The sequence below is a fragment of the Streptomyces sp. NPDC001443 genome (assembly GCF_053597355.1).
In genome coordinates, this window is sequence record NZ_JBSFIA010000019.1 from 91638 (window position 1) to 116961 (window position 25324).

Sequence of the window (25324 nt, forward strand, 5' to 3'; positions counted from 1 at the left end):
GTGCGCACCGGCTGCTCCCCCGGTGCTCACCTGGTGAGCCACTTCACCTCGTACGCCCGCATCTCGAACCGTCGTCCGTCGACCTGCGCGCTGATCGGCCGGTCGCGGATGTTCACCACCAGGACGGCCCTGTCGGTGGCCAGGACCCGGACGTTGGGCACGTCGTCCGCGGCGACGGACACGGTGTCGTACCGCGTACCCGGCGGGAACTCCTCGCCGAACCGGGAGACCAGACCGTACATGGGCAACTGCGCGCCGCCGTCCGCGCGGTCGGTCGGTGTCCACAGGCAGCCGGGGCAGCCGGGGCCCTTCTCGTCCTCCGGGTTCCAGTAGAAGCCGGAGGAGGCACCACCCTTGACCATGGCGATCATCCCGGCGGCCTGCACGGCGACCCGGCGGTTCTCCGGCCAGCCCTTGCGGTCGTCGTCGCCGTCGGCGGGTTCGACGTAGTACTCCGCCCACCACAGGGGCAGGCCGCCGGTCCGCCGTCGCACCCAGGCGCCGACGGCGGTGAGCTTGTCGGTGGCGCCGAACGCGTCGGGCAGCAGCTCGTCGTCCTTGGTGTAGCTGGAGCCGTCGACGACGACGAAGTCCGCGCCTGCCTTGTGCCGGTTCCAGTAGGCGAAGGCGTCGAGGACCCGCCGGTCCATCGCGCCCCACGGGCCCGCCAGGGCCGTCGAGGCCTCCTCGGCGCGCGGGTCCACACTGTCCATCACCAGGTACGGGCCGCCGACCATGATGTCCTTGTCGACCTTCTTCAGGGCCTCGTAAACAAGGTTGTAGAGGCGGGTGTACCCCTCGTAGTCCCAGCGGCCCTCGGCGTCGTTCCAGAAGCCCTTGAACTCGTTCCAGACGACGAAGTGGCGCACGTCGGGGTAGCGCCGGGCGACGGTCGCGGCGAGCGCGGCGAAGTCCGCGTAGTTCTCGGGCCGGGGGGCGGTCTCCAGCGCGGCCTGGCTCCAGTCGGTCCGGCCCGCGCCCGCCCGGCCGCCCTTCATCCAGTCCGGCGAGCAGCACAGGGTGATGACCGGGGTGCCGCCGGAGGCACGTACGAAGTCGATCCGGCGATCCAGCGCGGCGAAGTCGTAACGCCCCTTCACCGGCTCGGGGTTGTCGGCCCCCCAGCCCATGATGGCCTGGTTCTGCGGCAGGTCCCCGCTCTTCGACAGCAGGCCCTCGACCCGCCGGGTGGCGGCCCCGCTGCCCTCGTCGGCGCTGAACTGGGTGTGGGTGAAGCCCCAGCCGACCTCCGGCCGCGGCGCCCGCGCCGGGGTGGCGGGGGTGCCGTGCACCTCGGCGCCGTCGGACGTGGTGCCCGCGGTGTCGCCGCCCCCCGGCAGTGTGTTGATCAAGGTCACGACCAGAGCCAGTGCGGCCACGGCCGCGCCGAGCAGCGCGGTGAGCCGCCACCGCCGAGCCCCCGAATTCCACTCATGACGTCCCATCAAGGACAACACTAACGGCGTGAACGGCTGTACGGGCAGGTGCAGTCGAGGCACAGACCGGTGACAGGACGCGGGCGAGGCACACCGAGCGCGCGGCACTCCGAGCAGGAACGGGACGTGACATGACAGGACTCACCGGACATGACGGGAGACAGCGGGCGGCGGCGGACTACCCCGGACGTGGGGAACACGCCCGACACTTCACGCGCAGCGCGGAAACCGGGTGCACTCGGCGCCCGTGTGCCGGATCATGGCGGCATGTCAGCGAACCCGCACGACGCGCTGCCGATCCGGCTCAACGTCGACGACTCCGACTCCCCTTCCGACGTCGTCGACGCACTGTTCCTCGGCCGCTTCGCGACGGGCGAGCAGCCGTTCTCGCACGCGTCGAACATCGAACGGGTGCGGTCCGGCGCGTCACTGCTGCCGCCGGACGCCCGGGTGCTGCGCATCGCCCGCGACGACGACCGCAGCGCCACCCTGGCCGAGGGCGATGGCTGGACCCTGCTCGTCTCCCGCTGGAACCGGGGGGCCGACGTCACGGTCACGGCGACCAGCGCCGAGCTCGCCCAGAAGGTCCTGGACCAGGCGACCGACGGCGCCACGGACGAACCGGAGCCGCAGCCGGAGAACGTCACGATGGGCTTCTGGTACGTGTCCCCGCGACGGGGCCCGCACCGCACCACCCGACAGATCTCGGCGGGCACCTGGGAGGACGTGCGGGCCAACTACACCGCTCCGGTGGCCGGCGCGATGGACCGCCTGATGACCACGACCCCCGAGGACATCGCCGGCCGGCTGCTCCTGCTGCACGGCCCGCCCGGCACCGGCAAGACCTCGGCGCTGCGCACGCTGGCCCGGTCCTGGCGGGAGTGGTGCCAGGTGGACTGCGTGCTGGACCCGGAGCGGCTGTTCAGCGACGTCGGCTATCTGATGGACATCGCGATCGGCGAGGACGACTCCACGGGCAAGGGCCGCTGGCGGCTGCTGCTCCTGGAGGACTGCGACGAACTGATCCGCGGCGAGGCCAAGCACACGGCCGGGCAGGCCCTGTCCAGGCTGCTGAACCTGACCGACGGTCTGCTCGGCCAGGGCCGCAACGTCCTGGTCGGGGTCACGACCAACGAGGACCTGGAACGCCTGCACCCGGCCGTCGTCCGCCCCGGCCGCTGTCTGGCCCGGATCGAGGTCGGCAGGCTGACCCGCGCGGAGGCGGTGGACTGGCTGGGCACCGAGGAGGGCGTCGGCCGGGACGGGGCGACCCTGGCGGAGCTGTACGCCCTGCGGCGCGGGACGACCCCGGCATCGGTCCCGGAGCCGCGGGACGGGGTGGACGCGGGGCTCTACCTGTAGAACCCCGGGCTGCCGTCAGCCGCCGTACGCCGCCCGCAGGGCGTCCCGTACGGCGGCCAGCGCGTCCGCCTCGGTGAGCCCGAGCCGTCGGGCCCGCTCCACGTACGCCTGCGCGGCCGACGCCAGCTCCCGCTCCGCGGCCGCCCCGGCCGCCGCGACGTACGTCCCGTGCCGCCCGCGCGTCTCGATCACGCCGTCCGCCTCCAGCGCCCGGTAGGCCTTGGCCACCGTGTTCACCGCCAGGCCCAGCGACTCGGCCAGCCCGCGCACGGTCGGCAGCCGGAACCCCACCGGCAGCACCCCCGACCGCGCCTGCTCGGAGATCTGCGCCCGTACCTGCTCGTACGGCGGGGCGCCGTCATCGATGTCGATCTTCAAGGTCACGGGGTGATTGTCCCGCACCCACCGCCGCCGCGCCCGAAAATGGGAGGCGTTCCGTTCGACGCCCACGTAGCGTGCGCCTCCATGACGATGATCGTGCGTGATGTCCGAGCCGGGGTCCGGGCGGACGCCGAGGGTTTCTCCCGGGTCCGGCGGCTGAAGCTGCCCTTCATGGTCTCCACCCCGGAGTCACTGGTGCACGACCTCACCCGCACCCACCCCGCCGCCCGTTTCCGGCAGTTGGTCGCCGAGGAGGACGGCGAGATCGTCGGCACGGCCCAGGTGGGCCTGGCGCACGAGAGCCCGGAACCGGGGCAGGGCTACCTCAACGTGTACGTGGACCCCGGGCGATCGCGGAGCGGCGCGGGTTCGCTGCTGACGCGGGCCGCCGAGAAGCACCTCATGACCGAGGGCGCGACCAGGCTGTTCAGTTGGGTCCTGGACGAACCGGACAACCGCACCTTCGCCGAACGGCGCGGCTACCGGGCGAGCCGCTCCGCGCACTTCCTGCGCCTCGACCTCGCCCACGGCACGCTGCCGGACCTGCCGGACCTGCCGCCGGGCGTCGAACTGCGCACGGCCGCCGACTTCGCGGCCGATCCGCGCCCGCTGTTCGAGCTGGACGCGCAGGGGGCGTCGGACGAACCGAGCGACATCGACCTCGCGTTCACCGACTACGCGGCCTGGCTCGACGAGACCTGGAACCACCCGCTCCTCAGCCTTGAGCTGACCTCGGTCGTGCTGGTCGACGGCCGCCCCGCCGCCCTCAGCGCGGCCCACACCGACGGCGCGACCCGGTACTCCAGCGCCATGACCACCACGGACCGTGCCTTCCGCGGCCGGGGCCTGGCCAAACTCGCCAAGACCGCCTCCCTGCACCGCGCCCGCGCGGCCGGCTGCACGGAGGCGTTCACGGGCAACGACGCGGGCAACGACCCGATGCTCGCGATCAACGCATGGTTCGGATACGAGATCTGCGCAACGGAGGTGCGGTATGTCCGCGAACTCGGCTGACACGGCCCGCACGGTGGAGGTCGTCCTGGTCAAGGCCGGCCGGACGAAGATCCGTTACCCCGCGGAGCTGCTCCAGGACGACGGCACCCGGATCGTCGTACGCGCGCCGTTCGCGAGCGGGGCCGTCCGCGACTTCGGCTTCGTGCGCTTCGAGCCGGGGGACGTCTTCACCGAGTACTACTGGCGGGACCGCTGGTACTCGGTGAAGGAGCTGCGTGACCCGGTGGGCGCGCTCAAGGGGTGGTACTGCGACATCGCCCGGCCCGCGGCCCTCTCCGGCGCCGAACTGGTCGTGGAGGACCTCGACCTGGACCTGTGGCGCTCCGCCGACGGCCACGACGTACGGCGCCTGGACGAGGACGAGTTCGAGGAGAGCGGTCTGACCGGGCGGGACCCGGCGGCCGCGGCCGCCGCCGTGGCCGCCCTCGACGAGCTGGAGCGACTGGCCCGCGAGGGCGGCTTCGACGAACTGCTGGTCTAGGAGCTGTCCGCCTGCCCGTCGACTTGCCCGAAGCGACGGAGGGCTGTCGCCGGACTCAGCGGAGCGTCGCCACCACCGCGTACCGCTCGTCCGTCACTTCCTTGCCCCACAGCAGCACGTCGTCCGACAGGCGCTCCAGGCGCACCTCGTCGGCCCACGGCGTCACGAGGGACAGGAGCCGCTCGGCGGGTATGCCGACCGGGTCGAGGGTGCCCCACACGCCCTCGACCAGCACGAGCCGGCCGCCCCCGGGGCACAGCAGGCCCCGCCAGTGCCGCAGGGCTCGGCCGGGGTCGGGCAGGGCCCACAGCAGATGCCGTACGAGGACGGTGTCGAAGCCCCGCTCGTCCACCGGCGGGGCCGCCGCGTCGCCGACGAGGAACACGGCGTCACGCCCGGTGAGCTTGTGGCGCGCGAGGTCCACCATGGCCGCGGACCGGTCGACGCCGGTGACCCGGTGTCCCTGCTCGGCCGCGAGGAGCGACAGGCTGCCGGTGCCGCAGCCGAGGTCGAGCACGTGCCCGGCCCGTGCGGGCAGCCAGTCGCGCAGCCGCCGCGCCCAGGCGTCCCGCACCAGGGGGTCCCGCAGTCCGTGGTCGGGCTCGTCGTCGAAGGTGGCGGCCTGCGCGTCCCAGTCCACGTCCACCGAGGTCACGGCGGTGCCGGCCGTGCTCCCGGCCGTGCCGTCCCCGGTGATCCGGCCCGTGGTGTCGTCAGTGATCCCATCCGTCATGCGGCAAGCGTGACACCCACCACTGACAATCGAATGGTGACCCCGGCCACTGACAGACGGCCGCCGATGAGGAACTCTCCCCGAAAGCGTCTGCCCCCGTGAGGACACGGGCCACGGCAGGCACTCGAAGGAGGCAGCCATGCGCCGCATCACCGTGCAGAAGCCCCTGAGGAAGACGGACGGCCGACGAGTCCGCGAGGACGCCGAGGCGCGCCCCGACCAGCGGCCCGAGGTCCGCAAGGAGATCGCCCGGACCTGGTGGCCGGACGGCTGACCGGACCGGCCCCGCGGGCCGGTCGGCGCAGTCGGCACGGTCAGCGCAGTCGCTTGCGGTAGTGGACACGGTCGTAGGGCCCGTCGACGCGGCGTTCCACGACCTCGTACCCGTACTTCGGGTAGATCTCCTGGTTCTCCCACATCAGCGCGTTCGTGTAGAGCCTGACCTCGGGCAGGCCCAGCTCACGCGCGCGTGCGTCCACGAACTCCAGCAGTCGCCGCCCCACCCCGCCGCCCTGCGCGTCGGGGTGGACGGCGATGCTGTCGAGGAACAGATGGTCCTCGTGCGTCTCCAGCACGACGAGGCCGGTCACCTCGGCGGTCCCGGGGCCGACGGTGACGAACACCCGGCCCGCGGCCACGTTCGCCGCGTGGTCCGCCTCCATCGGCTGCGGCACCACACCGATCCGCTCGATGTAGCGGTGGTAGGCCGCGTCGGTCACGGCCCGCACGGCCGGTACGTCGGCGGCCACGGCAGGCCTGATCCCCTCGTGCGTCATGCCGTGCACGGTACCTACCTGATCCCAGCCTGAGCACTCCCTTAAGACGAACCTAAGGATCTCCGTCGATCGCCCTCAGCAGGCGATTCCACGGCTTTCCGGGGCTAACTTGCTGATCACCCCACGGGATCCAGCCCGCCCGAAGGACCGTTTCGAGGAGTTCCCCCATGCCTGCTCGCCGCAAGCTCGCCGTCGCCGCCGCGCTGGGCACGGCCCCGCTCGCCCTGACCGCCCTCGCGGCCGCCCCCGCGTCCGCGCACGGCTCGATGGGCGACCCGGTCAGCCGGGTCGCCCAGTGCTACGCGGAGGGCCCCGAGAGCCCGAAGTCGGACGCCTGCAGGGCGGCGGTCGCGGCCGGCGGCACCCAGGCGCTCTACGACTGGAACGGCATCCGGATCGGCGACGCGAACGGGCAGCACCAGGCGCTCATCCCGGACGGCAGGCTGTGCAGCGCGAACAACGACGAGTTCAAGGGCCTGGACCTGCCCCGCGCCGACTGGCCGGCGACCGCCGTACGCAGCGGCTCGTACACCTTCAAGTACCGCGTGACCGCCCCGCACAAGGGCACTTTCAAGGTGTACCTCACCAAGGCCGGCTACGACCCCACCAAGCCGCTGGCCTGGTCCGACCTGGACCTGGAGCACCCGGTGGCGACGGCCACGGACCCGGTCGCCACGGGCGGCTTCTACACGTTCTCCGGGACCCTCCCCGAGCGTGCGGGCAAGCAGCTGCTGTACGCGGTCTGGCAGCGCTCGGACAGCCCGGAGGCGTTCTACTCCTGCTCCGACGTCGCCTTCGGCGGCGGCTCGGCCGGAACCGGTGGCTCGACGGGCGGCAGCGGCTCGACGGGCAGCGGTTCCGTCGCGGCCCCGGCCGCCTCCGCGCCCTCCGAGCGGCAGATCGAGGCCGGTGCCGACAAGTCGACGATCGAGCACCACGGCCACGGGGACGACGACGCCCGTACGTCCGCGGAGCCGACCACCGGGGCGACCACCGGGGTCACCGCGGAGGCCACCGCTCCGTCGTCCGCGCAGCCGGCCACCGAAGCGGCGGCACCGGCCGCGCGGACGACGGCCGCCAATGACCCGAAGGCCGCGGTCGTCGGCGAGAACCTGGCCGAGACCGGCGGCGACCCCCGTACCCCGTACTTCGCGGTCGGCGGCGCGGCGGCGCTGGCGCTGGGCGCGGCCGCGCTGTTCGCCTCGGTGCGACGGCGTGCGGTGAGCGGTGGCCGGCACGGCCGCTGAACAGGACTCCGGGGCCTGACCGGCGGCTCAGGCCGGACAGGCCCCGGCGGAACGACCGCGTGTCAGCTGAGGACCGACGCGCAGGTGGTGGGGCTGGCGTGGGCCGGGTCGAGGGCGTTCGCCACCTCGTGGAAGGCGATCCGGTCGGTCACGCCGAGCAGCGCGTGTTCCGAGAGGTCGAGCGAGCACAGGTCCTGGATCAGCACGTTCTTCACGTCGGACCCGCTCAGGAACTGGCTCTGGTACGGGGTGACGACCTCGTCGTACTTGCTGGCGATGACCGTGTAGTGGACGCCGGGCACGGTGTCGCCGCCCTGGTTGAGCCTGGTCATGAAGTCGGACCCGACGACCTGCTGGGCGAGTGCGGGGGTGGCCAGGGTGAGCAGGTCCTCGGCGCCGGGGAAGTACGGCAGCAGCTTGGCGAGTCCGCTGAGGGTGGTGCCGTGGCTGTTGGGCGCGATGCCGACGAGGGCGTTCACCTTGGCGGCGCCGCCGAGGAACTTCAGGTAGTAGCGGGGCATCATGCCGCCCTGCGAGTGACCCACGAGGTCGGCCTTGGCGGTGCCGGTCGCGGCGAGCACCTTGTCGACGAAGGCGGACAGCTCCTCGGCCGACTTGTCGATGGGGCCGAGGCCGTGGACGAGGGGTACGCCGGCCAGCTCGCCGTAGTCGAAGGAGAAGACGCAGTAGTCGCGGCTCTCCAGGTAGGGGGCGAGGGACAGCCAGTTGTCGACGGAGTTGGCGAAGGTGCCGTGGACCAGGATCACCGGGCGGGGGTGCGCGGCGGACGGCTTGCAGGAGTAGTCGTTCCAGCCGTGGCTGGGAGCCGCGCTCGCGGCGGCGGACACACGGGCGGTGGTCGCCCGATCGGCGGACGCGTGGGCGGCGGTGGCGGGGACGGCGGCGACCGCGGCGGTCATCAGCAGCGCGGCAAGCGGTCTGAGCACTCGCTTCCAGGGCAGCATCGGGTGATCTCCTTGCGGCTCATGGGGGGTACGACGGCATTACGCCCTGTGATCCGGATCACGGGATGCTGTTCATCCGTCAAGTTACGGGCGAGTAGCCCCGGTGTGAAGTTACGCGTCAGTAAAAAGTTCCCAGTGGTCACTGGCAGAGTCGGGGCGCAACGGACGAAGCGTCACCAGGAAGGCCTGAGCGGCCCGTAGGGCGCGATACGCACCAAGTGATCGCGCAGCAAGCCCACTTCGGACTCACCCAGCAGCCCGGCCCACTCCCCCACGATCTCGGCGATCGCCTCCTCCGCCGCCCGGGTGCAGGCCCAGCCGCGTTCGGTCAGCACGACGAGCCGGGCCCGCGCGTCCCCGGGATGCGGCCGCCGCTCGGCGTACCCCGCGGACATCCGGATCGTCCGGCCCGGGCCGGGAAGGTGACCCGGGGTGTCGACTCGTCGATGAAGGCACCGCCGCGCACGGGGGTACGGCGCCGCTCCGGCCGTACGGACTTGCTCTGCCGGTCCGGTCCGGCATCCGCACCTCCCGCACCCGTGAGCCCGATCAGCTCTCGAATATTCGTTCACAACTACCCCGCCACCGCCGCACCCCCATTTTCCAACGCGCGTGCGATGCCGTTCCGAACCTCTCTCACCTGCGCAAACACCGCGCGCCGGGTCGGCCGGTCAGCCGATCCGGGCACCGAGGGCCGACAGCGCCCCGGTGACCGGCTGGAAGAAGGTCACGCCGCCCGCGGTGCAGTCGCCGCTGCCGCCGGAGGTGAGGCCGATCGCCACGTCGCCGTCGAAGAGCGGGCCGCCGCTGTCACCGGCCTCGGCGCAGACGTCCGTCTGGATCAGACCGCGCACGGTGTCGCCGTTGCCGTAGTTCACGGTGGCGTCCAGGCCGGTGACCGTGCCGGAGCGCACCCCGGTCGTCGCACCGCTGCGGGTCACCCGCTCGCCGACCCTGGCGTCGGCAGCTCCGGTGACGGCCCGCGCGGACCCGTCGTGGAGGTCGACCTCGCTGGGGTGGGCCACGTCCGCGGTGTACTCGACCAGGCCGAAGTCGGTGCCCGGGAAGCTGGACCGCTCGGTGCGGCCGATCGTGGCGCCACGGGAATCGGTCCAGGTGGAGGCCGCCTCGGTGCAGTGCCCCGCGGTGATGAAGTACGGCCGGCCGCCCTTGACCACGTTGAAGCCGAGCGAGCAGCGGCCGCCCGGACCCGCGATCGCGTCGCCACCGGCGATCAGGGGCTTGAACTCTCCGTTGCCGCGCCTGAGTTCGACGACCGGGCCGAGCCGGTCGACGACCTTGCCGAGCCTGGCCCACGCGGCGCCGGAGACGGTGCGGTCGGCGGTGACGACGATCCGGCCGGTGCGCGGGTCGGTCACCCAGGAGGTGCCGGGCACGGTCGCCTCGTCCGCGAGGACCGCACGGGCGCTCCTCGACCCGGCGAGGTTCCCGGCGGGCGTCGAGGCGAGATCTCCGGCCGCCGCGGCCGACAGGATCCCGGGCGGGGACGCCTCGGCCGGCTCACCGGCGTTCGCACTCTGGAGAGGGACTCCCGCGACGAGCAGCGCGGCGACACCCGCACCCGCCACGGCCGCACGGCGTCCGGGTGTGCGTCGGTACTTCAACTCATGTCCTCCTGCGGGAGGCCGACCCGACGGGCGTTGGGGACCCGACAGGCCGGAAGGCCGGTTGACGAGCGTCAACTCTCGCGAGTCGCACAGGGAGCACACAAGGTCGACTTCGGGGCGCGCGCACGGCCGCTCTCGCACGCCCCGGCGCGCCGACCGGGCTCACCACCCGATGACTCGCCGTCGGCCGGTGGGGTCTACTCCTGCCTCGAATCTGCCTCTTCGGGATTCGTGTTCAAGGGGGCTGCGGCCGGGAAAAGTTGCTGCTCCACGGGCAGCTCGACCACCGGAGCCGACGGCGGCACCGGGGCCGGCTGCGGCACCGGCTGCTGGAGCGGCGTCGGCTGCTGGACCGGGGCCGGCTGCGGGACCGGTACCGGCTGCTGGGCCTTCTCCAGGAAGCGCAGCAGCTCCACCGGGAAGGGCAGGACGAGCGTGGAGTTCTTCTCGGCGGCGACCGCCACCACCGTCTGCAGCAGCCGCAGTTGGAGCGCGGCGGGAGTGTCGGCCATCTGCTGCGCGGCCTCGGCGAGCTTCTTCGACGCCTGGAGCTCGGCATCGGCGTTGATGACCCGGGCCCGCCGCTCCCGGTCGGCCTCGGCCTGGCGGGCCATGGAGCGCTTCATGGTCTCGGGCAGGGACACGTCCTTGATCTCGACCCGGTCGATGGAGACACCCCACTCCACGGCCGGGCTGTCGATCATCAGCTCGAGACCCTGGTTGAGCTTCTCCCGGTTGGACAGCAGGTCGTCCAGCTCGCTCTTGCCGATGATGGACCGCAGCGAGGTCTGCGCCATCTGCGCGACGGCGAACCGGTAGTCCTCGACCCGTACGACCGCCTCGGCCGGGCCGATCACCTTGAAGTAGACGACGGCGTCCACGCGCACGGTCACGTTGTCCCTGGTGATGCCCTCCTGGCCCGGCACCGGCATCGTGACGATCTGCATGTTGACCTTGCGGAGCTTGTCCACGAACGGCACGATCATCGTGAACCCGGGTCCGCGCACCTCGGGCCGGAGTTTCCCGAGCCGGAACACCACGCCCCGTTCGTACTGCTTGACGACCCGCGCCGCCGTCATCATGTACACCGCTCCGGCGGACGCGAGCACCGCTCCCGCCGCCACCAGCTCCTCGACCATCACGACCCCCCGGGGTCCGACGTGGGTGCCGCCCGGGCCGGTACCGCCCGCGGCATTCGCCACGTCCGACGGTAACGCCGGCGCCCGGACAAGGGCGAGCCCCCGCACGCCGGTTGCGTACGGGGGCTCGCCGGGACGTCGGCCGGGGACAGAACGTCAGCCGACGCTGACGCCGTAGTAGCTCAGCGCCTCGGTGACCGGCTGGAAGAACGTCGTACCGCCGGAGGTGCAGTTGCCGCTGCCGCCGGAGGTCAGACCGTAGGCCACGGAGCCCGAGTAGAGCGGGCCGCCGCTGTCGCCGCCCTCGGCGCAGACCGTGGTCTGGATCATCTGGTAGACGACGTCACCACTGCCGTAGTTGACCGTGGCGTTCAGCGCGGTGACCCGACCGCTGTGCGTACCGGTGGTGGAACCACGACGGTAGACGGTCGTGCCCACGCTCGGCGTGGCCGCGCTGCTGATGGTCTGGCTGCCGACGGCGCTCGGGTGCGCGGCCGAGCCGGTGTAGCGCACCAGCGCGAAGTCGTTGGTCGGGAAGCTGTAGCTGACGTTCGTGCCCAGCACGGTGCTCTGACCGGAGTTGGAGTACCAGGTGGAGGCGACCTCGCCGCAGTGGCCCGCGGTCAGGAAGTAGTAGGTGCTCCCGCTGTGCACGTTGAAGCCGAGCGAGCAGCGGTAGCCGCCGCCGTAGATGGCGTCGCCACCGGTGATCAGCCGCTTGAACTGGCCCGCGGTGTGCTTGATGGTGAGGGCGCCCGCGTTGCTGCCCGCGTCCGCCTTGATCTGTGCGATCTCGGCGGCGGAGACCGTGTCGTCGACGGTGACGACCACACGGTTCGTCTTGGCGTCGACGGCCCAGGCGGTGCCCGCGATGTCGGACCTGAGCACGGACTGGTTGGCGCTGCTGAGCTGGTTCGCGCTGAACGTCTGGACGTCGGTCGCACTCGCGGTGGGGACGGCGAACGCGGCTGCGGCCACGAATCCGGTCGCCACGGCGATCAGCCGGGTCCGTCTCGCGATGCCGCTTCGAAGGGTGGTGCGCTTGATCCTCACTTTTCGTTCCCTCCCAGGGGAATTCGGGGGCCCGCGTGGGGTCGAGGCCCGTGAGGCGCAGCCGGGGAAGGCCGCCCGGATTTCGGACGTGCCGTGTCCCTGACAAGCGCTGTGGGGGAGTATTCGACCGTACGGCCGACACGCGCAAGGGCGCCTTTCGGCCGTGCAGCCTTCAACTTAATTACGCCTGCGGACGGTTGCCCACTCCGTCAGGCCAAGTCCCGCTCCCCCGCGGCGATCGCGACGCTCAGGCCGTGCTCGCGCCGGGTCACCCGGCGCGCTCAGATCCCGCAGTCGCAGCACTCGCAGCACTCGCAGATGTCGCAACAGCCGCTGCAGTCGCCGCAGTCACCACAACTGCCGCAACACCCCTCGCGCCTCCTGCCCGACCAGGGGCCTTCGTAGCTGTCGGCACAGCACACCTTGCAGGTGCAGCAGAGCCCGATCGCGACCGCGCACCCGGCCCAGAATCCCCGCTTGCCGGGGCTCGGCGGCAGCCCGCCGAAGGGGTCGCCCCCGCCGGGACTCGCATAGGGGTTCCCCGGCACCGGCCCGCTCCCCGACCCGGGCTGCCCCCATCCCGGCCCCTGTGGCGTGAAAGCGCCCTCCGGCGCGTGCCCGCAGGCTTCCGTCCCGAACGTCCGGTCCACCGACCGCCTCAGCTCGTGCGCGAGCAGCAGATGGGCCAGCCGGCCGTCCGTGAACTCCACCTCGCGCAGGGCGAGCCGGATGCCGTGCAGCGCGTCGTCGGCGAGCCGCCGGGCCTCACCGAGCGGGGTGCCGGTCGCGGCGAGCGGGTTCCAGGCCCCCGACGCGGCGTCGGCCTCCCGGTCCTCGACGGCGTCCAGCAGATGCGCGAGCCGCCCGAACAGCCGTCCGGCCTCGGCGAGCGGAGCGGCGTTGCCCGGCCGTCCGGCCAGCACCGCGGTGTGCGCGAAGGCCGCCGCCGTGGCGGTCTCGGTGGGTTCGGTGACCGTCAGGATCGGCGTGCCGGGCCCGGCGAGGGTCTCCAGACCGGACTGCCGGTCCACCGCCTCGACGAGCACGGCGGTGTCGAACCCGACGGCACTCCCGCCGCGCGCACCCGCCCGCTCCCAGCTCCGGGCGACCCGGCGGGCGGCGAGCGCCACCGGCCTGCGGGCCAGCAGCCCGTCCCCGTCGGCGACATGGTCGTGCACCTTGGCCGAGGCGAGCACCAGCGAGACCGCGGCGGCGAGCCGGGCACCCTCGCCGTCCGCGACCGACGCGGTGCGCATGCCGCGCAGCGGGCAGGGGCCCGCCGTACGCCGGCCGCCGCCCTCGGCCGCCGGGCGCTGAGCCTCCGTCAGAACCGATATGAGCAGCCCGTCGTAGTTCGTCACGATCCGCGCGAACTGTCCGTGGTCGGCGCGAAGGGCGAGGCAGAGCCCGCACAGATGCGCCATCCACTGGGCGCGCAGCCCCTCACCGAGACGGTGGCTGCACGGCCTGACGATTCCGAACACGACGACCCCCCGTGGTCCGTACGGTGTCGAGCAGCGGCATCGTATCGGCTGCCGTACCGGCCCTCCGTTCACCCGTACGCACCGCTCGTCACCCGTCCGCCGCGAAGAATCATATTTCACTCATAGTCAGCAGCCGCATACAGCACGCCCCTTGGGGAACGCGGGCTCTCGACGGATCGACTGTGCACCAGTACCGTCACAAACCCCCCGTGCGGCGTCTATCCACTTGGCGCGACATCCGCATCATGGACGACCATAGGGATGCGGATAGCAAGAAAGACCGCTGTGAGAGGAGGCGTCCATGGGATCTGTGCGCAAGGCGAGTGCCTGGCTTGGCCTCGTCGACGACAACGATGACGAGCGTTACTACGACGACGACTACTCCGAGGGGACCGACTCCGGGGACGCCTGGGTCACCGACCCGCGGGTCAAGGTGGCCACGGACACGGCCGAGGAGAAGGGTCGCCGGATCGGCACGGTCACCCCGGACAGCTTCCGGGACGCCCGCGCCATCGGCGAGATGTTCCGGGACGGGGTCCCGGTCATCATGAACCTCACCGCCATGGAGGCCGCCGACGCCAAGCGCGTCGTCGACTTCGCGGCCGGACTGATCTTCGGACTGCGCGGCTCGATCGAGCGTGTGTCCACTCGCGTGTTCCTGCTGACCCCCGCCGACACCGAGATCGTCAGCGGGGAACCGGCCGCACGCCGTTCCGACGGCTTCTTCAACCAGAGCTGAGGCAGGGCCGGTCACCGGCCCTGCCCCGGCGGGGGCCCATCGGCCCTGCCCGGCGGGGTCTCACCGGAAGGCGTCGAGCCCGGTGAGCGCCTTGCCCCGCACGAGCTGATGCGTCTCGACGGTGCCTTCGCACGTCAGCACCTCCCGCACGTTGTCCGGCTTGCCGAAACCGACCTGCTCGGGACGCAGGCGGCCGGCGCCCGTACGCCGCCCGAGGTGATGGGCGAGCAGGATCCCCTTGTGCAGCTCGACCGCCATGTCGGCGAGCTCGGCCCGGGTGAGCCGGAACCCTCCGACGGGCCGCCCGAACTGCTCCCGCGCCCGCGCGCAGGAGACGGCGGGCAGGCGCTCACGCCGAGACGCGTGACTCCACGGGTTGCTCCGTCGGGACCGGGACGCGGACGAGTTCCGTGGCATCGTCCGCCGGGACGCGGGACTCGGCCGCCTCCCGCGGCGTCGGTACCGCGGGTGCCGTCGCGTCCTCCCCGCACTGCATGACCCTGGGCAGCCGCAGCGCCATCACCGCGCCCAGCAGCAGCAGACCCGCGCTCACCAGCAGCGTCACATGCAGCCCGTGCACGAAACTGTCCCGGGCGGCCCGGCGCAGGGCGTCGCCCGCCGGACCCCCGAGCCGTCCGGCCACGTCGTAGGCCTCGCCCAGGGAATGCCCCGCCGCGGCGGACGCGGCCGCCGGAACACCCGGCACGGACGCCAGACCGGGCGCGTACGCCGCGTTCATCACCGTGCCCAGCAGGGCGATCCCGATGCCGGCACCGAGCTGGTAGGACGTCTCGCCGATCGCCGAGGCCCCGCCTGACTGCGTGGGCGGCGCCTCGCTCAGCATGGACTCGTACGCCCCGAACAGCGTCGTCTCCAGCCCGAAGCCGAGCAGCACGAACCCGGACAGCAGCAGCCCCGGGTTGTCCGAACCGCCCATCGCGGTCAGGGTCACCACCGCGGCCGCGGTGAGGCAGAACCCGGCGCTCACCATCCGCCGCGGCCCGAAGCGCCGCAGCAGCCGCGCCCCCGCCAGCCCGGCGGCCATCGCCGCGACGGTCAGCGGCAGCAGCCGCAGCCCCGTGCGCAGCGGCGAGAGTCCCAGCACCAGCTGGAGGTACTGCGCGGCGATCAGCTCCAGGCCGACCAGCGCCAGCATCGCCAGCACGATGCACCCCACCGAGACGCTGAACGCCGGCCGGGCGAACATCCGCAGGTCCACCAGGGGATGCGGGCGGCGCCGCTGACGCCGTACGAACAAGGTGAGCAGCACCGCGCCCAGCACGAGCGGCAGCACGGTGAACGCGCTCGCCGCCGGTTCGCCGGCGCCGAGCCGCTTGACGCCCAGCACCACACCGAACAGTCCGGCCGCGGCCATCAGCGCGCCGACGACGTCCCAGGGCCCCTCGCCGTTCCCGGTGGACTCGGGCAGGAGCACCCGGCCGACCGGCAGGCTCACCAGCATCAGCGGGATGTTGACCAGGAAGACCGAGCCCCACCAGAAGTGCTCCAGCAGGAACCCGCCGAGCAGCGGGCCGACCGCCGCGCCGACCGCGGCGACCGCGCTCCAGATGCCGATCGCCATCGCGCGTTCCCGCCGGTCGGGGAAGACCTGCCGCAGGATCGAGAGGGTCGCGGGCATGATCATCGCGCCGCCGACGCCCAGCAGGGCCCGCGCGACGATCAGGGTCTGCGCGTCCTGGGCCAGGGCGGCCAGGCCGGAGGCGACCCCGAACAGCGCGTACCCGAGCAGGAGGATCCTGCGGCGGCCCACCTTGTCGCCCAGGGTGCCGAAGAGGATCAGCAGCGAGGCGCAGACGAGCGGGTAGGTGTCGACGATCCAGAGCAGCTGCATCGCGTCCGGCCGGAGGTCCTCGGTGACGGCCGGCACCGCGACGTGCAGCACGGTCGCGTCGACGGCGACGAGGAGCAGGCTGACACACAGGACGACGAGCACGACCCAGCGGTTGGCACCGGCCCCGGCCGCCCGGCGGCGCAGCGCGGCGGCCGTGGTCGTCCCGGCCATGTAAGTACCTCCCAGAAGATCCCTCGGCGTGCGGCGGGCTCACAGGGTCGGGGACTTCCCCATGACTCGGCCGGAGCGGAGCGGTGCTCTCCGGCCCGCGCGGTTCGCACGCGAGTGGCACGTCAGCGTACGCGAGTTCGTTCCCGCGCCCAGTGGCGGACCTCTCACACCCGGCGGGGAACCCGTATGGCGTGGGTCACGGCCCCCTTCCCCGCACGCCCCGCGCGCCCCGCCGGGCCGTCCGGTTCCGGGCGCGGTCGATAATCGGACCCGTGACCCATCCAGCGACGCGTACGGCGTCCCCGCCCGCCGCCACCCTGCACCGGGCGGCTCCGGCCCTGCTGGGGTACGCGGCCGTGCGCGCCCTGGGCCTGCTCACGCTTGCCTTGTTCGCCCAGGCGCGGGGCAAGAGCGCGTACACCCTGCTGACCGGCCGGTGGGACTCGCTCTGGTACACGAGGGTCGCCGAGCTGGGATACGGCTACGAGGTGCGCCTGCCGAACGGCGACGTGCACTCCGACCTGGCCTTCTTCCCGTTGCTGCCCTGGCTGGAGCGGCTGCTGCACGCGGTCACCCCGCTGTCGTACGCCGGTGCCGGACTGACCGTCTCCCTGCTCGCCTCGCTCGCCGCGGCCTGGGGGATCTTCGCGGTGGCGGACCTGGTGTACGGGCGCCGGGCCGGTGTGTGCGCCGTGCTGCTGTGGGCGGTGCTGCCGGTGGGGATCGTGCAGTCGATGGCGTACAGCGAGTCGCTGTTCACCGCGCTCGCCGCCTGGTCCCTGTACGCGGTGCTGAGCGGTCGCTGGCTGACCGCCGGGCTGCTGGCCGCGCTGGCCGGGCTGACCCGCCCGGTCGGGCTGGCCGTGGTCGCTGCGGTGTGGACGGCGGGCATCGCCTCGTTCGGGCGAACCTCGTTCGGGCGAACCTCATTCGGGCGAACAAGGAGCGAAACGCGCCCGGAGGGCGCACGGACAGAGGAGCGCGCCCCGTCCCGCACGCGGCGCGCCCTCGCCATGCTGATCGCGCCCTTCGGTGCCGCCGGGTACGTGCTGTGGGTCGGTCGGCACACCGGCCGGGGCCCGCTCGGCTACCTCGACGTGCAGGCCGGCTGGCGCAACGGCTTCGACGGCGGCTACGCCTTCGCCCGCTTCGTCGCCGACAAGTTCACGTCATTTCCGTCGGCCCTGGCCGGCGCCGGGCTGGTCATCGGGGTCGGCCTGGTGATCTGGCTGTACGTCGTCGGCGTACGGCAGCGCCAGCCGCTGCCGCTGCTGGTGTACACGGGTGTCGTCACCGCGCTCGCGCTGTGCGCGTCGAGCTACTTCGGCTCGAAGCCGCGCCTGCTGCTGCCCGCGTTCCCGCTGCTGCTGCCGCCCGCCCTGGCCCTGGCCCGGCTGCGCACCTCGAGGTCCGCGCTGGTGGCGGGCGGTGTCGCGGTGCTGTCGGCCGTGTACGGAGCCTTCTGGCTGAACGGCTCCGGTCCGCCGTGACCGGCCCCGGCCGGCCGGTGAGCGCCCGGAGAATTCCACCCCAGGATTCGGTGAACGAATTCATAAGTGACATAAAACCGCTCTCTAGAATGATCAAAGGAATTGCAGGGACCGGCATCCCGGCATTGGCGATTCAGCGGAAATAAAGCCTCGCCTGAGAGGAATCCCACATCACATCGTCATCACAAACACGCTGAATCGACCGGGAACTGAGCTCACTCGCTGTAACGTCGATTGGGTGCGTACCGAACGAAAGCTCACCCGTCTGGACCGGGTGTTCGCCAGGCTGGACCGTGAGCCGGAACGGCCGGCTCACATCGATGTGCCGAAGATGAGCCGGCACAGGATCGTGCTGTTCAGCGCGACCCTTGCCTTCTACCTGGCGATCGTGTGGGCCGTGGTGATCACCTCCTGGCTGGTCCGGCTCGACTGGCAGGTCATGTTCTTCCGGCCGTACCAGCAGTGGCCGCAGATCCACGCCTTCCTCGACTACTACGTGGTCCTCGGCCAGCGCGGCCCGACGGCGGTGATGGTCGCGGCCTGGCTGGGCTGGCGCTCCTGGCGTCAGCACACGCTGCGCCCCCTGCTGAGCCTGGGCGCCTCGCTGCTGCTGCTGAACCTCACGGTCGGCGCCGCCAAGCTGGGCATGGGCCGGCTCGGCCCGCACTACGCGATCACCATCGGCTCGAACGAGATGGGTCTGGGCGGCGATATATTCCCCAGCGGCCACACCGCCAACGCGGTGGTGACCTGGGGAATTCTGGCGTATCTGGCCTCCACGCCGAGAGCGCGCCGCTGGCTGTCGGCGCTCTCCGCGGTGACCTCGCTCGGGGTCGGCCTGACCACCGTCTACCTCGGCACGCACTGGCTGAGCGACGTGGTCCTCGGCTGGGCCGCGGGCCTGCTGATCCTGCTGGCCCTGCCGTGGTTCGAGCCGCTGGTGGCCCGCGCCGAGACCGCGCTGTTCGACCTGCGCGACCGCTTGCGCGACCGCCTGCGCGAGGGGCGCTCCGGCACGAAGGTCGCGCCGGTGCCGGCCCCCGCATCCCCGGTCAATGCCCCGGTGCTGCTCAAGCCCCGTACCGCGGCACAGGGCGAGGCCGCGGCGGCCCGCGAGGGGACCGTCCAGGTACGCCCGCAGCGGGCCCCCGTCCATCTGGCCCCCGGACCGCACACCGCCCGCTCGGAGCGCACCCCGGCCGCCCCGGCGGGCAGCCGCCGGCCGCCACCGCACCCGGACCGCCTGCCCCGGGGCACGGCCGCCTCGACGGCCCGCCCCCTGACCGGCGGCTGACCCCCCGCGCACGGCGGGGCCGCCGGTACGCACCACCCGGCCCCGCGACGACGAAGGCCCGGCTCCTGGACCACAGGAGCCGGGCCTTCGTCGTCGCCGCGCGCGTCAGCCCTTCCAGGCCCGCGTCACCCTGCCGCCCTTCACCTCGAAGTTCAGCCGGCCCACGCGGTACTCCATGGTGATGACCGTGCCCGGCGGCAGCGAACGCACCGCCGTCCAGCCGCGCTCCCGCGCGAGCCGCTCGGCACGCCCGGCCTCCAGGCCGACATACGCGTCCGGACTGTCCTGGGGCTCCGCGGGCGGAGTGGGAATCGATGCCATGCCGCCACGCTAGGCCGTGATCGGCCTCCTCGGAAGGCGGGACTGCGTCGTGGATCACTCCGGTCACACTTCTGTCACAGGATCACGACATACGTTTCGATCGAACTGCGTCACACGATCGGGCGGTTGCATAACTCTTCCGTGTTATTCGAACGCAATTACCGTGCGTCTGTCCGGCCCCGTGAAATGGGCTACGGGAAATACCGGGAGAACCGCTCCGGAGCGACGTCCCCCGGCGATTTCACGCGGGGGCGCGGGAGCTGACGCCGCATAGGAAATTCACGGCTTCGTCACACGTCCCTCGTACGGCTCCGTTCGGGAGCAGGGCGGCGCGGGTGTCATGCGCGGGCCCGTGGGTCCAGGCGCGGCGGGGGCTCCGGCGGACCGGGCCAGCGCGGCGTCCAGCCGGTCCCGGGCCGTCCTGATCGCCTCGACGAGTTCGGCCGGCTCCAGCACCTCGAACGGCAGGCCCATCATCATGACGTGGACGACCATCACGTCCAGGTTCGTGGCGCCGGTGCGCAGGACGCAGGCGTCGTCGCCGTCGGCCTCCAGCGTCCCGGCGGAGGGCGAGACCCGCTCGGCCGCCTCGTGCAACGGCACCAGCAGCCGGACGGCGGCGTGTGCGGCGTACGCGCGCGTGGAGACCCCCCGGGAAACATAGGCGGCGAGGTCGTCGGCGGGCGGCTCACGGGGCGTGAAGCGCGGTCCGTGCGGCGGTCTTGGCGTCATGCGGTCGACGCGGAACGTACGCCAGTCCTCCCGGTCGAGATCCCAGGCGACCAGGTACCAGCGGCGCTCGGTGCACACCAGGCGGTGCGGCTCGACGCTGCGGCGGGTGGCCGAGCGGTCGTGCCCGAGGTAGTCGAAGCGAAGCCGTTCGGTGTCCCGGCAGAGGTGGGCGAGTTCGGTGAGCACGGCCGGGTCCACGGCGGACGGCCGCGGGCCGCGCAGCATGGGCACGGTGAAGGCGTTCAGGGCGGCCACCCGTCGGCGCAGCCGGTGCGGCAGCACCTGCTCCAGTTTGGCGAGGGCCCGTACGGAGGTCTCGTCGATGCCCTCGATGCCCTGCCCGGCGGCCGTGCGCAGCCCGACCGCGACGGCCACCGCCTCCTCGTCGTCGAGGAGCAGCGGCGGCAGTTCGGCGCCGACCCCGAGTTGGTAGCCGCCGCCCGTGCCGGGGCTGGCGTTGACCGGGTAGCCGAGTTCGCGCAGCCGGTCCACGTCCCGGCGCACGGTGCGCGCGGTGACGCCGAGCCGGTCGGCGAGTTCGGCCCCGGACCACTCACGGTGGGCCTGCAGGAGCGAGAGCAGGCGCAGCAGTCGTGCGGAGGTCTCCAGCATGGTCGAAGTGTCGCGCACGGGGCGCACGACGGCCGCCCCCCAGCTCTCCCGCGCGGGAGAAGTGGGGGGCGGGCGGCTCAGAGGTCGAGGCGCTGTCCGGGCAGGATCACGTCGGGGTCGTCACCGATGACGGCCTTGTTGGCGGCGTAGATCCGCCGCCAGTCGGTGCCGTGCCGGGCCGCGATGCCGCTGAGCGTGTCACCGGGCCGGACGGTGTAGTCGCCGTGCGAGGCGCCGCGGGCCGGGTGCTCCGTCGGACGGGCCGGCGACGTCGACCGCTTCGAGGACTCCGACTCCTTCGAGGACTTCGTCGACTTCGAGGAGTGCGAGGAGTGCGAGGAGTGCGTGGAGTGCGCGGACTTCGAGGACTTCGCCGTCGACGACGATGTCGACTTCTGCTTCTTCGGGGCCGCCCCGTGGTTGCCCGCGGGGGCGCTGCCGGACGCTCCGGCGCGCGCCGAGCAGGTGGGCCAGGCACCCCAGCCCTGGGCGCCCTGGACCTTGGTGGCCACGGCGATCTGCTGGGACCTGGTGGCCCGGTCGGCGGTAGGGGCGTAGGCGCCACCGCCGTACGCGCGCCAGGTGCCGGCGGAGAACTGGAGCCCGCCGTAGTAGCCGTTGCCGGTGTTGATGTGCCAGTTGCCGCCGCTCTCGCACCGGGCGATGCGGTCCCATACCCCGCCGTCCGCCGCCGCCGAGTTGCCGGCCGTGGCGAGCAGTCCGAGGGGGGCGAGCAGTGCCGCCCCGGCGAGGACCGCCGTCGCACGGGTCTTACGGGTGATGCCGCCGCTGGTATCGGCACATTCGGACATGTGAGTCCCTCTCGAACAACTCGGGGTCCCCCCGAGCGGACCGTTCCGACCGCGTACGGACGCGGTCGGCACGCTCCGCCCGTCCGCCGGACGGTGGTGCTGCGCCCTGTTGCGGCGCGGTCGGCGGACTTCCCGAGCGGTGCTCTGTGCACACGGCGGAGGAATGTATGGAGCGGAGCGCGGCGACATCAACCAACTCCCCGTCGCCCCAGGCCAGTTCATGGTTACCGCGGGTATCGGCGAAATCCGGCCACCCACTTAATTCGTCTATTTCTGCATTTGTCGACCAGGCGCCGAGGCGATTTGTGACTCACTTCACCGAATGAACTTCCTTGACTTTCTCCGCCCTTGACGTTGAGTGTCCGATTCCGCACCGGACGTGACCCTGTGCGGTGGATGGTTCGATTCCGTTCGCCCGGGAGCGTGACCCCCGCCACAGATCGCCCGTTGTCTTCTGCATGAGCCCGGGACCACCCCGGACCACGGGCCGGGGGCCACCCGGTCCCGCCACGCACCGCATCCCGAGGGAGCCACCGTGCCGCGCATGCTCGACGTCAGCGACGAGGTACGCGCCGAGATCGGCGACGAAGAAGCCGACCGGCTGCTCGCCGGAGAGAACGCCCCGGGCAGTTACGACTGCACGTCCTGTCGCACCCCGGGCGACTCCGAGCACGAGCGCACCAGCACCGTCCTGTTCATCGGGGACGAGACCGCCGTACTCGCCTTCGCCCACGCGGGCTGCCTGCCCTCGCAGGTCGTCCAGGTCACCGAGGAGCAGTTGCAGGGCGCCGTCCGTTCCATCGGCGGCACCTCGGGCGGCGGTGACCCGCGGCAGGCCATGCCCGAGCAGGCCGTGCTCGGCGTGACCAGCGGGCTCGTCCTGATCGCCGGGGAGCTGCACCCCGCGCTCGTGGTGGAGCCGACCGCGCCCATCGTGCGGCCCGGATCCACGGAGATCGGCGACGACTTCCTGCCGCTGCTGATCGAGCAGGGCTTCATGCCGCTCATCGAACTGGCCGAGGTGCCGCCCGTGCTGCACGGCTGGTCGGTGCTGCTCGCCGCGGGCCAGCTGCACGCCGTGCTCCAGCCGGGCGCGAACGGGGGCCAGCCGGTCGCCTGGTGGCAGGCGCACCAGCCGCTCCAGGTCACCGACAGCTGGCGGGCCGCGGCCAACAAGCACCAGCAGGTGCTCATGTACGCGGCACCGGTCGGCTCGATCGGGCGCCAGCCCCGTGAGGACCTGCTGCGCGACGCGCTCGACAAGGCGGCGGCCAACGGCAAGCTGGTCGGCTCCGCGCTGCCGCTCGCGGGGACCTGAGCGTCCCCGCCCAGGTCCGCCGAGCACTCAGGTCGGCCATGGCCGGCCTGATCCAAACGAAAGGCCCTGGCGGCCGGCCTGCGGAACGCGACCCGGCCGCATCCCCTGGGCGGCGGGGTCGTTTGGACATACGTGCACGCATACGACGTTCCCCGCCGCCCGGCCTTCCAGCCGGTCCCGCCCGCAGGCTCCCCGCTCCGTCCGGGACGGGAGGTGCCCGCGCCGCGACCGGCTCAGGAACCTCATGGCGCTCCCTCGGCCACCCCGATCTACGACGCGCTCTACGCCGAGTACGTCAAGTCCTTCCGCACCCTGCCCGGCGACCGCAGCGGCGAGGACGCCCTGGACTTCACCGCCTTCGCGAGCATCGCGCACCGCACGGGCACGCCCGGCGGCCATCGCGCGGGCACCTTCAGCAGTTCGTACAGCGCCTACAGCGCGGGGGGGAGCAGCGCGCGGGGCAGCGGTGGGCAGCCGTCCCCGTGGCAGCGCGTCGGACCGATCGGGCAGCTCGGTCAGGGCAGGCAGGCGGCCCAGTCGGCACAGGGCAGCACGCAGCACGGCACCGGCACCGGCACGCAGCACGGCACGGGCATGCGGCACGTCCCGGCGGCGCTGCCGCCCACACCGCGCAGCGGCCTCTGACCTCCGGGCCCGCACAGGGCCTCCGGGCCCCACGTACGACACGCGAGGGCGGCCCCGGGTTTCCCCGGGGCCGCCCTCGCGTGTCGTGCGCGTCCTACTTCCGCTTCGCGCCGCGCTTCTCGCGCACCCGCACGGAGATGTGGATCGGGGTGCCCTCGAACCCGAACTCCTCGCGCAGCCGGCGCTCGATGAAGCGGCGGTAACCGGCCTCGATGAAGCCGGAGGCGAAGAGCACGAACCGCGGCGGCTTGGTGCCCGCCTGGGTGCCGAAGAGGATGCGGGGCTGCTTGCCGCCCCGGATCGGGTGCGGGTGGGCGGCGACCAGCTCGCCGAGGAAGGCGTTCAGCCGGCCGGTGGGGACCCGGGTCTCCCAGCCCGCCAGCGCCGTCTCGATGCCCGGGACCAGCTTCTCCATGTGCCGTCCGGTGCGCGCGGAGACATTGACCCGCGGCGCCCAGGCGACCTGGCCGAGCTCGGTCTCGATCTCCCGCTCCAGGTAGTAGCGGCGCTCCTCGTCGAGCGTGTCCCACTTGTTGAAGGCGAGGACGATCGCCCGGCCGGCGTCGACCGCCATCGTGACGATGCGCTGGTCCTGGACGGAGATGTTCTCGGACGCGTCGATCAGGATGACGGCGACCTCGGCCTTCTCGACGGCAGCGGCCGTACGCAGCGAGGCGTAGTAGTCGGCGCCCTGCTGGAGGTGGACGCGCTTGCGGATGCCCGCCGTGTCGACGAACTTCCAGGTGACGCCGCCGAGTTCGATCAGCTCGTCGACCGGGTCGCGGGTGGTGCCCGCGAGTTCGTTGACGACGACGCGCTCCTCGCCCGCCACCTTGTTCAGCAGCGAGGACTTGCCGACGTTCGGGCGGCCGATGAGGGCGATCCGGCGGGGGCCGCCGACAGCGGTCCCGAAGGACTGCGCGGGCGCCTCGGGCAGCGCCTCCAGCACGGCGTCCAGCATGTCGCCGGTGCCACGGCCGTGCAGGGCCGAGACCGGGTGCGGCTCGCCGAGACCCAGCGACCACAGGTACGAGGCGTCGGCCTCGCCGCTCGGGCCGTCGACCTTGTTGGCGCACAGCACGACCGGCTTGCCGGCCTTGCGCAGCAGTCGTACGACCGCCTCGTCGGTGTCGGTCGCGCCGACCTTGGCGTCGACGACGAACACGACGGCGTCGGCCGCCTCGATCGCGTACTCGGCCTGGGCGGCCACGGAGGCGTCGATGCCGAGGACGTCCTGCTCCCAGCCGCCGGTGTCGACGACCTTGAAGCGGCGGCCCGCCCACTCGGCCTCGTAGGTGACGCGGTCGCGGGTGACGCCGGGCTTGTCCTCGACGACCGCCTCACGGCGGCCGATGATGCGGTTCACCAGAGTCGACTTGCCGACATTGGGGCGGCCGACGACGGCGAGCACGGGCAGCGGGCCGTGGCCCGCCTCCTCGATGGCTCCCTCGACCTCTTCCAGGTCGAAGCCCTCCACCGCGGCGAGCTCCATGAACTCCGCGTACTCGGCGTCGCCAAGTGCTCCGTGGTCGTGCTCCTCGCCCGAGCCCTCGGAGTGGATCTGGTCGTTCATGAAGTCCGTACCTCGTTCATCGTGGTGATCGGTGGACCGCCCGTATCGGGTGATCCACTACTCAAG

General features: G+C 72.4%; 24 protein-coding genes and 2 pseudogenes. 10 read left to right on the forward strand and 16 right to left on the reverse strand.

What is annotated here, in order from left to right:
* Window positions 1–26: 26 nt before the first annotated feature.
* Window positions 27–1445 (reverse strand): GH39 family glycosyl hydrolase, encoded by a 1419-nt coding sequence (locus ACWC24_RS20885; protein WP_450664327.1) that lies wholly within the window; start codon window positions 1443–1445, stop codon window positions 27–29.
* A gap of 258 nt (window positions 1446–1703) precedes the next feature.
* On the opposite strand from ACWC24_RS20885, the gene ACWC24_RS20890 reads away from it, so the two are divergent.
* Window positions 1704–2798, forward strand: a complete 1095-nt coding sequence (locus ACWC24_RS20890; protein WP_450664328.1) for a DUF5925 domain-containing protein — start codon at window positions 1704–1706, stop codon at window positions 2796–2798.
* 15 nt (window positions 2799–2813) lie between these two features.
* Here the strand turns inward: ACWC24_RS20890 and ACWC24_RS20895 are convergent, their stop codons facing one another.
* Window positions 2814–3182, reverse strand: a complete 369-nt coding sequence (locus tag ACWC24_RS20895; RefSeq protein ID WP_450664329.1) for a GntR family transcriptional regulator — start codon at window positions 3180–3182, stop codon at window positions 2814–2816.
* Window positions 3183–3263: 81 nt separating this feature from the next.
* On the opposite strand from ACWC24_RS20895, the gene ACWC24_RS20900 reads away from it, so the two are divergent.
* Window positions 3264–4193, forward strand: a complete 930-nt coding sequence (locus tag ACWC24_RS20900) for a GNAT family N-acetyltransferase (protein ID WP_450664330.1) — start codon at window positions 3264–3266, stop codon at window positions 4191–4193.
* Complete coding sequence (locus tag ACWC24_RS20905; RefSeq protein ID WP_450664331.1) at window positions 4174–4674, forward strand: DUF402 domain-containing protein; 501 nt, start codon at window positions 4174–4176, stop codon at window positions 4672–4674. The genes ACWC24_RS20900 and ACWC24_RS20905 overlap by 20 nt, the downstream gene beginning before the upstream one ends.
* A gap of 55 nt (window positions 4675–4729) precedes the next feature.
* Here the strand turns inward: ACWC24_RS20905 and ACWC24_RS20910 are convergent, their stop codons facing one another.
* The gene (locus tag ACWC24_RS20910; protein ID WP_450664332.1) at window positions 4730–5407 is read right to left on the reverse strand and encodes a class I SAM-dependent methyltransferase; all 678 of its coding nucleotides are present in this window, start codon (window positions 5405–5407) and stop codon (window positions 4730–4732) included.
* Between the two features lie 139 nt (window positions 5408–5546).
* Here ACWC24_RS20910 and ACWC24_RS20915 point away from each other — a divergent pair, with 139 nt between their 5' ends.
* Complete coding sequence (locus tag ACWC24_RS20915; RefSeq protein WP_152890293.1) at window positions 5547–5681, forward strand: hypothetical protein; 135 nt, start codon at window positions 5547–5549, stop codon at window positions 5679–5681.
* Between the two features lie 40 nt (window positions 5682–5721).
* Here ACWC24_RS20915 and ACWC24_RS20920 read toward each other — a convergent pair whose 3' ends face one another.
* On the reverse strand, window positions 5722–6183 hold the full coding sequence (locus ACWC24_RS20920) for a GNAT family N-acetyltransferase (protein WP_450664333.1): 462 nt from the start codon (window positions 6181–6183) through the stop codon (window positions 5722–5724).
* A gap of 167 nt (window positions 6184–6350) precedes the next feature.
* Between ACWC24_RS20920 and ACWC24_RS20925 the strand changes: the two genes are divergently transcribed.
* Window positions 6351–7430 (forward strand): lytic polysaccharide monooxygenase auxiliary activity family 9 protein, encoded by a 1080-nt coding sequence (locus ACWC24_RS20925; protein ID WP_450664334.1) that lies wholly within the window; start codon window positions 6351–6353, stop codon window positions 7428–7430.
* 62 nt (window positions 7431–7492) lie between these two features.
* Here ACWC24_RS20925 and ACWC24_RS20930 read toward each other — a convergent pair whose 3' ends face one another.
* The 6 genes and pseudogenes from ACWC24_RS20930 to ACWC24_RS20955 all read right to left on the reverse strand — a co-directional run bounded on the left by ACWC24_RS20930 (window position 7493) and on the right by ACWC24_RS20955 (window position 13699).
* Window positions 7493–8395, reverse strand: a complete 903-nt coding sequence (locus tag ACWC24_RS20930; protein WP_450664335.1) for an esterase/lipase family protein — start codon at window positions 8393–8395, stop codon at window positions 7493–7495.
* A gap of 173 nt (window positions 8396–8568) precedes the next feature.
* Window positions 8569–8781 (reverse strand): annotated as a pseudogene (locus tag ACWC24_RS20935) (MarR family winged helix-turn-helix transcriptional regulator); the annotation flags it as partial.
* Between the two features lie 285 nt (window positions 8782–9066).
* Entirely contained in the window at window positions 9067–10020 is a 954-nt protein-coding gene (locus tag ACWC24_RS20940; protein WP_450664336.1) for a S1 family peptidase, read from the reverse strand.
* Window positions 10021–10220: 200 nt separating this feature from the next.
* Window positions 10221–11162, reverse strand: coding sequence for a slipin family protein (locus ACWC24_RS20945; RefSeq protein ID WP_450664376.1), 942 nt, complete (start codon window positions 11160–11162; stop codon window positions 10221–10223).
* Between the two features lie 156 nt (window positions 11163–11318).
* Window positions 11319–12215, reverse strand: coding sequence for a S1 family peptidase (locus ACWC24_RS20950; RefSeq protein WP_450664337.1), 897 nt, complete (start codon window positions 12213–12215; stop codon window positions 11319–11321).
* Window positions 12216–12496: 281 nt separating this feature from the next.
* The gene (locus ACWC24_RS20955) at window positions 12497–13699 is read right to left on the reverse strand and encodes a DUF5685 family protein (protein WP_450664338.1); all 1203 of its coding nucleotides are present in this window, start codon (window positions 13697–13699) and stop codon (window positions 12497–12499) included.
* A 301-nt stretch (window positions 13700–14000) separates the two neighbouring features.
* Here ACWC24_RS20955 and ACWC24_RS20960 point away from each other — a divergent pair, with 301 nt between their 5' ends.
* Window positions 14001–14438, forward strand: a complete 438-nt coding sequence (locus ACWC24_RS20960; RefSeq protein WP_351608661.1) for a cell division protein SepF — start codon at window positions 14001–14003, stop codon at window positions 14436–14438.
* A gap of 60 nt (window positions 14439–14498) precedes the next feature.
* Here ACWC24_RS20960 and ACWC24_RS20965 read toward each other — a convergent pair.
* Both ACWC24_RS20965 and ACWC24_RS20970 read right to left on the reverse strand, forming a co-directional pair.
* Window positions 14499–14843, reverse strand: a pseudogene (locus tag ACWC24_RS20965) (acyl-CoA dehydrogenase family protein); the annotation flags it as partial.
* Window positions 14788–16461: an MFS transporter gene (locus ACWC24_RS20970; RefSeq protein WP_450664339.1), complete on the reverse strand. Its 1674-nt coding sequence runs from the start codon at window positions 16459–16461 to the stop codon at window positions 14788–14790. The pseudogene ACWC24_RS20965 and the gene ACWC24_RS20970, both read right to left, overlap by 56 nt.
* Before the next feature lie 272 nt (window positions 16462–16733).
* Here ACWC24_RS20970 and ACWC24_RS20975 point away from each other — a divergent pair, with 272 nt between their 5' ends.
* Window positions 16734–17951, forward strand: a complete 1218-nt coding sequence (locus ACWC24_RS20975) for a mannosyltransferase family protein (protein ID WP_450664340.1) — start codon at window positions 16734–16736, stop codon at window positions 17949–17951.
* 238 nt (window positions 17952–18189) lie between these two features.
* Window positions 18190–19245, forward strand: coding sequence for a phosphatase PAP2 family protein (locus ACWC24_RS20980; protein WP_450664341.1), 1056 nt, complete (start codon window positions 18190–18192; stop codon window positions 19243–19245).
* A gap of 105 nt (window positions 19246–19350) precedes the next feature.
* Here ACWC24_RS20980 and ACWC24_RS20985 read toward each other — a convergent pair whose 3' ends face one another.
* From ACWC24_RS20985 to ACWC24_RS20995, 3 genes are all read right to left on the reverse strand, one after another.
* Entirely contained in the window at window positions 19351–19566 is a 216-nt protein-coding gene (locus tag ACWC24_RS20985; RefSeq protein WP_450664342.1) for an I78 family peptidase inhibitor, read from the reverse strand.
* A gap of 279 nt (window positions 19567–19845) precedes the next feature.
* Entirely contained in the window at window positions 19846–20910 is a 1065-nt protein-coding gene (locus ACWC24_RS20990; protein ID WP_450664343.1) for a helix-turn-helix transcriptional regulator, read from the reverse strand.
* Window positions 20911–20987: 77 nt separating this feature from the next.
* Window positions 20988–21722, reverse strand: a complete 735-nt coding sequence (locus ACWC24_RS20995) for a transglycosylase family protein (protein WP_450664344.1) — start codon at window positions 21720–21722, stop codon at window positions 20988–20990.
* A 535-nt stretch (window positions 21723–22257) separates the two neighbouring features.
* Between ACWC24_RS20995 and ACWC24_RS21000 the strand changes: the two genes are divergently transcribed.
* Both ACWC24_RS21000 and ACWC24_RS21005 read left to right on the forward strand, forming a co-directional pair.
* Window positions 22258–23040 carry a hypothetical protein gene (locus ACWC24_RS21000; protein ID WP_450664345.1) on the forward strand — a complete coding sequence of 261 codons (783 nt, stop codon included), beginning with the start codon at window positions 22258–22260 and terminating at the stop codon, window positions 23038–23040.
* A 132-nt stretch (window positions 23041–23172) separates the two neighbouring features.
* Window positions 23173–23685 carry a hypothetical protein gene (locus tag ACWC24_RS21005; RefSeq protein ID WP_450664346.1) on the forward strand — a complete coding sequence of 171 codons (513 nt, stop codon included), beginning with the start codon at window positions 23173–23175 and terminating at the stop codon, window positions 23683–23685.
* A gap of 94 nt (window positions 23686–23779) precedes the next feature.
* Here ACWC24_RS21005 and der read toward each other — a convergent pair whose 3' ends face one another.
* The gene (gene der / locus ACWC24_RS21010; protein WP_450664347.1) at window positions 23780–25258 is read right to left on the reverse strand and encodes a ribosome biogenesis GTPase Der; all 1479 of its coding nucleotides are present in this window, start codon (window positions 25256–25258) and stop codon (window positions 23780–23782) included.
* Window positions 25259–25324 lie beyond the last annotated feature (66 nt).

Bases quoted from the DNA above. Each gene is read 5' to 3' on its own strand.
- ACWC24_RS20885 (WP_450664327.1), bottom strand. From the start codon at position 1,445: ATGGGACGTCATGAGTGGAATTCGGGGGCTCGGCGGTGGCGGCTCACC.
- ACWC24_RS20890 (WP_450664328.1), top strand. From the start codon at position 1,704: ATGTCAGCGAACCCGCACGACGCGCTGCCGATCCGGCTCAACGTCGAC.
- ACWC24_RS20900 (WP_450664330.1), top strand. From the start codon at position 3,264: ATGACGATGATCGTGCGTGATGTCCGAGCCGGGGTCCGGGCGGACGCC.
- ACWC24_RS20905 (WP_450664331.1), top strand. From the start codon at position 4,174: ATGTCCGCGAACTCGGCTGACACGGCCCGCACGGTGGAGGTCGTCCTG.
- ACWC24_RS20910 (WP_450664332.1), bottom strand. From the start codon at position 5,407: ATGACGGATGGGATCACTGACGACACCACGGGCCGGATCACCGGGGAC.
- ACWC24_RS20915 (WP_152890293.1), top strand. From the start codon at position 5,547: ATGCGCCGCATCACCGTGCAGAAGCCCCTGAGGAAGACGGACGGCCGA.
- ACWC24_RS20920 (WP_450664333.1), bottom strand. From the start codon at position 6,183: ATGACGCACGAGGGGATCAGGCCTGCCGTGGCCGCCGACGTACCGGCC.
- ACWC24_RS20925 (WP_450664334.1), top strand. From the start codon at position 6,351: ATGCCTGCTCGCCGCAAGCTCGCCGTCGCCGCCGCGCTGGGCACGGCC.
- ACWC24_RS20930 (WP_450664335.1), bottom strand. From the start codon at position 8,395: ATGCTGCCCTGGAAGCGAGTGCTCAGACCGCTTGCCGCGCTGCTGATG.
- ACWC24_RS20945 (WP_450664376.1), bottom strand. From the start codon at position 11,162: ATGGTCGAGGAGCTGGTGGCGGCGGGAGCGGTGCTCGCGTCCGCCGGA.
- ACWC24_RS20960 (WP_351608661.1), top strand. From the start codon at position 14,001: ATGGGATCTGTGCGCAAGGCGAGTGCCTGGCTTGGCCTCGTCGACGAC.
- ACWC24_RS20970 (WP_450664339.1), bottom strand. From the start codon at position 16,461: ATGGCCGGGACGACCACGGCCGCCGCGCTGCGCCGCCGGGCGGCCGGG.
- ACWC24_RS20985 (WP_450664342.1), bottom strand. From the start codon at position 19,566: ATGGCATCGATTCCCACTCCGCCCGCGGAGCCCCAGGACAGTCCGGAC.
- ACWC24_RS20990 (WP_450664343.1), bottom strand. From the start codon at position 20,910: ATGCTGGAGACCTCCGCACGACTGCTGCGCCTGCTCTCGCTCCTGCAG.
- ACWC24_RS20995 (WP_450664344.1), bottom strand. From the start codon at position 21,722: ATGTCCGAATGTGCCGATACCAGCGGCGGCATCACCCGTAAGACCCGT.
- der (WP_450664347.1), bottom strand. From the start codon at position 25,258: ATGAACGACCAGATCCACTCCGAGGGCTCGGGCGAGGAGCACGACCAC.